General features: G+C 28.0%; 10 protein-coding genes. 9 read left to right on the top strand and 1 reads right to left on the bottom strand.

Annotated elements, in window-relative coordinates; translation table 11 throughout:
• The first annotated feature begins 188 nt into the window (after positions 1 to 188).
• The 4 genes from Q0Y03_RS14760 (at position 189) to Q0Y03_RS14745 (ending at position 2558) form a co-directional block, all read left to right on the top strand.
• Positions 189 to 473: a CopG family transcriptional regulator gene (locus Q0Y03_RS14760; protein WP_195951889.1), complete on the top strand. Its 285-nt coding sequence runs from the start codon at positions 189 to 191 to the stop codon at positions 471 to 473.
• Between the two features lie 406 nt (positions 474 to 879).
• The gene (locus Q0Y03_RS14755) at positions 880 to 1272 is read left to right on the top strand and encodes a hypothetical protein (RefSeq protein ID WP_195959359.1); all 393 of its coding nucleotides are present in this window, start codon (positions 880 to 882) and stop codon (positions 1270 to 1272) included.
• A gap of 385 nt (positions 1273 to 1657) precedes the next feature.
• A complete protein-coding gene (locus tag Q0Y03_RS14750) occupies positions 1658 to 1906 on the top strand; it encodes a hypothetical protein (protein ID WP_055277955.1) in 249 nt (82 codons plus the stop codon).
• A 187-nt stretch (positions 1907 to 2093) separates the two neighbouring features.
• On the top strand, positions 2094 to 2558 hold the full coding sequence (locus tag Q0Y03_RS14745; RefSeq protein WP_297714561.1) for a helix-turn-helix domain-containing protein: 465 nt from the start codon (positions 2094 to 2096) through the stop codon (positions 2556 to 2558).
• Positions 2559 to 2782: 224 nt separating this feature from the next.
• Here the strand turns inward: Q0Y03_RS14745 and Q0Y03_RS14740 are convergent, their stop codons facing one another.
• Positions 2783 to 3187, bottom strand: coding sequence for a hypothetical protein (locus Q0Y03_RS14740; RefSeq protein ID WP_297714560.1), 405 nt, complete (start codon positions 3185 to 3187; stop codon positions 2783 to 2785).
• A gap of 144 nt (positions 3188 to 3331) precedes the next feature.
• Between Q0Y03_RS14740 and Q0Y03_RS14735 the strand changes: the two genes are divergently transcribed.
• The 5 genes from Q0Y03_RS14735 (at position 3332) to Q0Y03_RS14715 (ending at position 7532) form a co-directional block, all read left to right on the top strand.
• Positions 3332 to 3892 (top strand): VanZ family protein, encoded by a 561-nt coding sequence (locus tag Q0Y03_RS14735; RefSeq protein WP_297714559.1) that lies wholly within the window; start codon positions 3332 to 3334, stop codon positions 3890 to 3892.
• 224 nt (positions 3893 to 4116) lie between these two features.
• Positions 4117 to 4437, top strand: coding sequence for a plasmid mobilization relaxosome protein MobC (gene mobC, locus Q0Y03_RS14730; protein ID WP_055277982.1), 321 nt, complete (start codon positions 4117 to 4119; stop codon positions 4435 to 4437).
• Entirely contained in the window at positions 4395 to 5678 is a 1284-nt protein-coding gene (locus Q0Y03_RS14725; protein ID WP_082425311.1) for a relaxase/mobilization nuclease domain-containing protein, read from the top strand. The genes mobC and Q0Y03_RS14725 overlap by 43 nt, the downstream gene beginning before the upstream one ends.
• A gap of 230 nt (positions 5679 to 5908) precedes the next feature.
• Positions 5909 to 6250: a hypothetical protein gene (locus tag Q0Y03_RS14720; protein ID WP_055277984.1), complete on the top strand. Its 342-nt coding sequence runs from the start codon at positions 5909 to 5911 to the stop codon at positions 6248 to 6250.
• 37 nt (positions 6251 to 6287) lie between these two features.
• The gene (locus Q0Y03_RS14715; protein WP_297714558.1) at positions 6288 to 7532 is read left to right on the top strand and encodes a DNA-binding response regulator; all 1245 of its coding nucleotides are present in this window, start codon (positions 6288 to 6290) and stop codon (positions 7530 to 7532) included.
• Positions 7533 to 7732: the final 200 nt, after the last annotated feature.

Below are 7732 nucleotides of genomic sequence, written 5' to 3'. Positions count from 1 at the left end.
TCGTCCTTGTATTATGGGTACGTAGTACCTGTTCTTTTTTTTCATAAAGATACATTTAAATAGGTATCAAATTTTCAGCCCTTGTATTATAGGGTACGTAGTACCTGTTCTAGGATTAGACAAGATTTTTATTATGTTTATGGTATGGTGATAACAGGGGATTAAATTAATTTATAGGGGTGGGAACAATGGCTATAAAAGATGATTATATAAAGATTAGAGTAAGTAAGGAGCAAAAAGCATTATTTAAAGATATAGCAAAAAAGAAAAATATTAGTATGAGTAAGTTTATTATTGTATCAACAGAGGAAAGAGCTTTGAGAGAAAAAGAAAAATTTGAGGGTACAAAGAGCTTGGAGCTTAGAGTTAGTGAGCTTGAAAAGAAATTACAAGAGATTAAATTAAAAATGGAGAGCCAAAAAGCTGAGAAAAAAAGTTTTTTAAAATTTTTAAAAAGTAGGTTTACAAATTGATATTAAAAGTACTTTTTATATTTTAGGGGGAGTATTTTATTTATGGAGCAGTAGCTCCATTTTTTTATAAAAAATAGTTTGAGGTTAAAGAAATATATGATAAAATTAAGAAAATAACTACCGATAAAGAGTCGGATTACATACGGTTTAGATACGGTTTTTATGTGGCAAGGTGGGACATTTGGAAATTTTTTTGATAGCACAGAAACGCTAGGCTTTGCCTAGCCTATCAAAGATTTTGATAGCAGTTTCTCTTTATGCTCTTATAAAATATCTGCAGGTGTAATTTCCAGTTAAGATATTTTATAATTCCTTTTTGGGATTTGATTAAACTTTTTTAAAGTTTATGGGTGAGCATAGCGAGGGCAAAGCCCTTAAATAAAAAAAGAAAAGGAGTTAAATTAAGATGGCAAGAATAAGAAAAGAATATAAAATGACAGAAAAAAATGTGGAGTACATAGAAGAAGTTAAAGAGAAAAATAATTTAAAATATAGCAGTGAAGCATTAGATTTAATAATTAGAGAGCATAGACAAAATTCAGATATTACAACAGAAGCTATGATTAAAATAATAGCAAAAGAAGTATCAGAACAAATCAAATTTGATATGAAAGAAATAAAAAATTCTAGCAATAATACTGATAGAAATACTCAAATACTTTTAGAATTAATTAATGGATTTTTTGTAATTTCTGAGTATGGAAGGTTAGCAACAACAGAGGATATTATAGCACCAGCATTACCTAGGGCAATAGATCTTGTAGATAAGAGAAGAGAAAATAGTATGAGGTTTAGATAAGAAATATTAAAGTAAAAAAACTTAAGGATTTAGATAGAGAGTATTAATTATATTTTTTTGATGACCAACTGGAGTATTAAGTAACGGAGTGGAGAGTAGCGTAATGAGTAAGTTAATACGTAAGGCGGTAGAATGTATTTAAGACTAAATAATTTTTAAATTAAATTTTATTTAGATTAACAGTTGTTTGGAGTAGGATTTTTCTATTAAACTTTTTAAAAGTTTAATAGAATGTTATTTATAAAAATGATATACTTATATAAGTTTTAGTTTGCAAATTTTCCATAGAAGATTTGCTCCGTAAAGGACATCTTTAAAGGTGTCCTTTTATGATATAATGATTAAGTAAACTAAAACTTAAATACATTTAAAGGAGAAATAGTATATGGAAAAAGAAATATTAGAAATTTTGAAGTCTATTCAATTAGATATTAAAGGGTTAAAAGATGAAGTTAAAGACTTAAAAGAGGGTCAAAAAATAATTGAAAAGAAACTTGATGGAGTTGTAGAGCAGACAGCAGAGCTATTAGAATTTAGAACAACTGTAAAAACAAAACTTGATGAATTAAAAGAAGTTGAAGAAGTAACTAAAGTTAATTGTTATGATATTGCAAAATTAAAAGCAGTCAAATAGATTTGAGACCAGGAGAGTTAAAGGAGCTTATAGCTCCTTTTTTTGTAGCTACAAAAGATAGTAGGTGGGAGAGAGAAGATATATAAATAAAAGTCGTGTTAATAAATTAATTATTGAACAATAATATAAGTAATTCTATTATTAAGTTAATAAATTAATTAACTAACTAACTAACGGAGTGATTATAGTGGCAAGAAAAACTATTAAAGGCTTAGAAGTAATAATTACAGATTTAGAAAAGCGTTTAAATGAACAGAATAAAATTAATGTTGAATTACATAATAAAATATCACAAATGCAACCCGACGATAAATTTGAAAATAGTCCAATATATCATCAAATGGTCAAGGAAATTGAAAAATTAAAGGCTATTATAAGATTAAATGAAATAAACACTAAATCTAAAGATGATACTATTAAAAGGGATAGAGATACCATACAAAAATTGCTGAAGGAAACTGAAGAATTAAAAAGTAATAATTATGTTAATAAATTAAAAAATGAACGTGGTGCTGGAAGAAAAGAAATGTTTACTGAAGAACAAAAGGCTAGAGTAAAAATGTTAAGATTACAAGGTAAAAGTTACAGAGCTATTGCTAAAGATATGAATTGTAGTGTTGCTACTGTTCATAAAATAATTAACGAACAATAATGTTAATAAATTAATTAGCAAACAAAGTGTTATTTAATTAATTTATTAACATAAATACAAATAATTAAAGTGTTAAAAATACGATTTTACGTTAAAGTTTACTGGAGCTAAACTTAGGGGGGTGTTTTCACCCCTTATAAATGGCTTAAAACCGTAAAATTTAAAAAATAAAAATGAAAAAACTGCGTAGAAGAATAATTCTGCGCAGTTTTTATTGTTCAATTTTACTTAGTTACATAACCATTTATATTAGCTTTAGCAGTTGAATGATCTGTATAGAAATATAATTTATAATTACCACTACCTAATGAATATGATTTAGATGTACTTCCAGTACCGGTTTTTTGAAACTCATTTCCTGTATTAGTATATAATCCTGCTAAATTCTTTTTACGAACTTGAATTTTTAAAGTTGGGGTTGAACCTGAAGATACGCCTGTCCAAGCAGAAGTTGTATGATTAATAGTTACTGTAGTTGTAGAAGAGAGAGTAAATGAATTAACAGAAATTTTACCACCTATTCCAGTACCATCATAAGTTAGTATAGTTGTTGCAGCAAAAGCTGTAACAGAGCTAAATGTCATAATAGCGCAAAAAGTAATTATAAATTTGTTTAGTAGTTTTTTCATAAAAATCCTCCCATTAAAAATAAATTAATCGTCTAAATTTTAGCATAAAAAACAAAATAATGCAATAATTGACCTAAAAGGTATAAAATGATAAAATTAACTTTAAATAATAAAATTAACTTTAAATAATAAAAGGAGAATATAATGGTTAAATTGGTGGATGTGATTATAAGTATAATATTAGGGATTATATTAAATTATTTTGTTACAAGTGAAATAATTGCATATTTATTCCAGGGTTTAGATAGTATTTATAATATAGTTGGAGTTATTGCTATTATAATTCAAGTATTATTCATTTTTATAGTAATTCAATTGATAAGATCTAAACAAATAGATAAAAAGTCATATGTTTCCTTATGGACTCTATATTGGATTGTTATGTTATTATTGTTATTTGGAAGAAGGCAGTCAGAAGTAAGTGTGAACTTTAATATATTATATTTATTTGAAAGAGACTCATTTATGCAAAATATAATGAATATAATATTTTTTATACCTATTGGATATTTATTATATATAAAAAAAATAAAAAGAAAAAATATGCTTTTAATTGGATTTAGTGGAGTAATATTAATAGAGTTAATACAAATGGTATTATATATAGGAATATTTGATATTTGTGATATTGTTTTAAATGTATTAGGAATATGTATAGGATATTTTATTTGTAATAAGTATAAATTTAAAATTACAACAGGTTAGTTAAGAAAGAATTAACTAATAAAGTAATATAAAGCTAAGGCTTCATCTTAATAATGAAGCATAGCTTTTTTATTTTTTTATTCATAATTCTCTTATAATACATAGAGCGAGATGCGTATTTGTCATACAAAAGTATGTAAATACAACAAATAAATTTGTTTCTCGCTTAGAGGGGAGACCCTCCAAGACCACCCTAAAAATATTTCAAAATCGAGGTGATAATTTTGAAATCAGAGAAAGTGAAAAGACTAAATTGCAGAGTATCAGAAGATGAATATAAGAGATTTGAAAAGAAGGTTGAGAAATCAAAACTCACTAAAAGTGAGTTTATGAGAAAGGCAATTTTAGAAAAAGAAATTATAGTTATTGATGATATTAAAGAGCTTGTTTTAGAGATGAAAGCTATAGGAATTAATCTCAATCAATTAACTAGAAAAGTTAATAGTGGAGAGATAGAAAATATTAAAGAGCTTCAAGAAATGAAAATAGAGCTTGATTATGTATGGAGAGAAGTTCTTCAAGCACTAAAGAAGGTGAATGGGTAATGGCAGTTATTAAAAGAATAGCCTCAAAGGCTACTCCTAAAAAAATAGTAAGTTATTTAACACAAGAAGAAAAGACAGAAGAAAAACTTATAGGGGGGAAGGATTGCGACCCTGATAATATAGTTAATGACTTTAATATGACCCAAGAGCTTTATGGAAAAACTGGAGGGGTAAAATATCATCATATAATACAGAGCTTTAGTCCTGAAGATAATATAACTCCAGAAAAGGCTCACGAAATAGGCAAGGAACTTGCAGAGAGCCAATTTAAGGGCTTTGAGGTATTTGTGGTAACACACAAAGATAAAGACCATATACATAACCATTTAGTGGTTAACAGCGTTAGTTTTGAAAATGGACTAAAATATAATGCCAGTAATAAGAGCTTATGGGATATAAAAAGAGAAAGTAATAGGCTATGCGAGAGAGAAAATTTAAAGACTTTAGACCTATATCATAAGGCAGAGAAAAGGATTAGTAGTGCCGAAAAGAGGATAATGGATAGAGGTCAAATCCCTTGGAAAGATGAGTTAAGACAGATAATAGATATAGCAAGGGAGAGAACAAAGGATTTACAAAGCTTTAGGGAGTTTTTAGAAAAAAACTTTGAGATAGAAACTAGAGTAACAAAAAACAGTATAAGTTATAAGCACCCCGACCATGGTAAAGCAATTAGGGGCAGGAGCTTAGGAGATAAGTACAATAAGGAGGAATTAGAGAATGAGTTTAATGGACAAGAAAAATCAATTTTTAGAGATGGAGAAAGAGGAACAAATTTCGGATATGAAGGAATTTCAGACCTTGATAAAGAATTTGAACGCAGAGCAGACAGTCTTGAACAACAGATTAATCAAGACCATAGACTTAATCGAGAAAGAGAGAGAGCTATACAAGAGCAACGAGAAAATAAGAGAAGAGAAGAACAAGGAACTAAGCGAGAAAACACAAGAAGCCTTCAAGATGATGACAAAGAAATCAGAGGAACTGAAAGAGCTTCATCAAGAGAAGTTAGAAAAGACTTTGAAGGAAGTAGAAAATATCAAGAAATATCACATGGAAATGATGAGAGTATTAAGTCAAACGGTAGCTCAAGTAGAGAGAATAGACAAACTGAATTGGAAGGACAGAGTAAAACAATATGCAATTCAAATGGGAATAACGCTAGGAGCAATATTGATAATTCTAGGAGCATACCAGTTAATAAGCCTAATAAAGTAAGAGATTGGGATATGGAAAGGTAATACTATATTCGATAAATAACTAATATAACGCTTTATTTTCAATTTTACTATAAGGGGCATTTGCCCCTTTTTCTTAAATTAAAACAGGTTAATTTTTTGTTAAAATCTATATTGTTGAGCTTATCACATAGGTAAATATATTACACCTTGTTGTCAATAGATGGAATATTTTGCATTGTATAGTATTTTAATATCAAGTAAAATAGAAGTTAAACAAAGGGGGTGAGAGCATGGATGAAAAAAAGCTATGGGTAAAAATAAGTGGCAGTATAAATTATTATTTAAGATACTATGACAGAAAAAAATCAGATGAGGAACTATTAGAAGATTACTTATATTGTACCTTAGAAGGTGAGAATGGAAAGTATGAATATTTAGATAAGCAAACATTTGAGTTCATTGAATTAAATGATGCAATTTTAGAAAAGGCTATAAATGCCTTTAAAGAGAGATTAAAGAAGAAAAGAGAAAAAGAAAAAACAAAGGAAATAGATAAAAATTTTAATAAGAATAAAGAAATTAAAACTAAAAAGTCAGAAGTTATAGATTTTAATAGATATAAGAAATTATAATATAGTGGTGTATATTCATAACAAGGGAGGTGAGAGCATGGGGCAAGTATTAATAAAAGAGAAATATTCAGAGCAAATAAATTACTTAGATATTCTACATAGTGATAGCAAAGGGTGGATTACTAAGGCTGAAATCAATTGTGGGTACAAGCAATGGCATTATAGATATAATGAGCTATTGGAGCAAGATTTCAACCAAGAGAATGTATATATTAGCATAAATACTTTTTATAGTACCTTTAGAAGATTAGAATATCTAAAGGAGCTTAAAGCTCAATTTATAGATTTAGATATTTATAAAACTGGATTCACTAAGGAGCAAATAATAATGCACCTTGAAGCAGATTATTTTAATAAAAGTATTCCAAGACCTAATTTAATCATAGATAGTGGCAGAGGACTTTATTTAATATGGCTTTTAAATTCAGTACCAAGTAAGGCATTACCCTTATGGAAAGCAATAGAAGAATATTTATATAGTGTTTTAAAGCCGTTTGGAGCTGATAGACAAGCTTTAGACCCTACAAGAATATTAAGAGTACCAGGAAGTATTAACTCTAAATCTAAGACAACTGTTAAAGTTATAGAGCAGTATGATTATATTTATGATTTAAGAGAAATTCAAAATGAATATCTACCAGAGCTTGAAGAAAGAAAAGCTAAGAAAAAGGGTAGACCGAGTAAGACGGTATTTATTCATAGAGAAAGAAGTCTTTATTATGCTAGAATACAAGACATAATAAAACTATGTGAACTAAGAGAGTATGATTTAAAAGGGCATAGAGAGCTTATATTATTCTTGTATAGATATTATCTATGTTATTTCTTAGAGGACACTAAAAAGGCTTTAGAGGACGTTTTAGAGCTTAATAGAGAGTTTGTATATCCATTAAGTGAAACAGAGGTTATAAGAGCTACTAGGAGTGCAGAGAAGGTTTATTTAAGCAAAGATAAGGATTATAAGTACAAGAATGAAACTCTTATAGAGCTTTTAGCAATTACAGAGCTTGAAGAAACTTATATGAGTACAATAATTTCTAAGAGAGAATTTAAAAGAAGAAAGAATTTGAGAGATAGAGAATATCAAAAAAACAAATATCAAGAAAAGCTGAGAGCTGATGGGAAAGTAAGTGAAAAAGATAAAATTGCAGAAAGAAGGGCAAAAATAAAAGACCTTTTGGCACAAGGTCTTAAACAAAAAGATATATGTTCACAACTAGACATATCAAAACCAACGTATGTCCGTGATAGAAACTTTTTAAAAGAACAAGGATTAATATAATACTTGTTCTTTTTGTATTATAAAGCATTTTAAGAACTAATTCAATATTTCAATTCTGCAAGTTTTAATTAAAAACAGGTATCAAATTTTCTCGTCCTTGTATTATGGGTACGTAGTACCTGTTCTTTTTTTTCATAAAGATACATTTAAATAGGTATCAAATTTTCTCGTCCTTGTATTATGGGTACGTAGTACCTGTT

The sequence above is a fragment of the Clostridium sp. genome (assembly GCF_026168755.1).
GTDB lineage: Bacteria > Bacillota > Clostridia > Clostridiales > Clostridiaceae > Clostridium.
The sequence above is the reverse complement of the archived record's forward strand: the minus strand, read 5'-3'. Positions and strand labels throughout refer to the sequence as shown.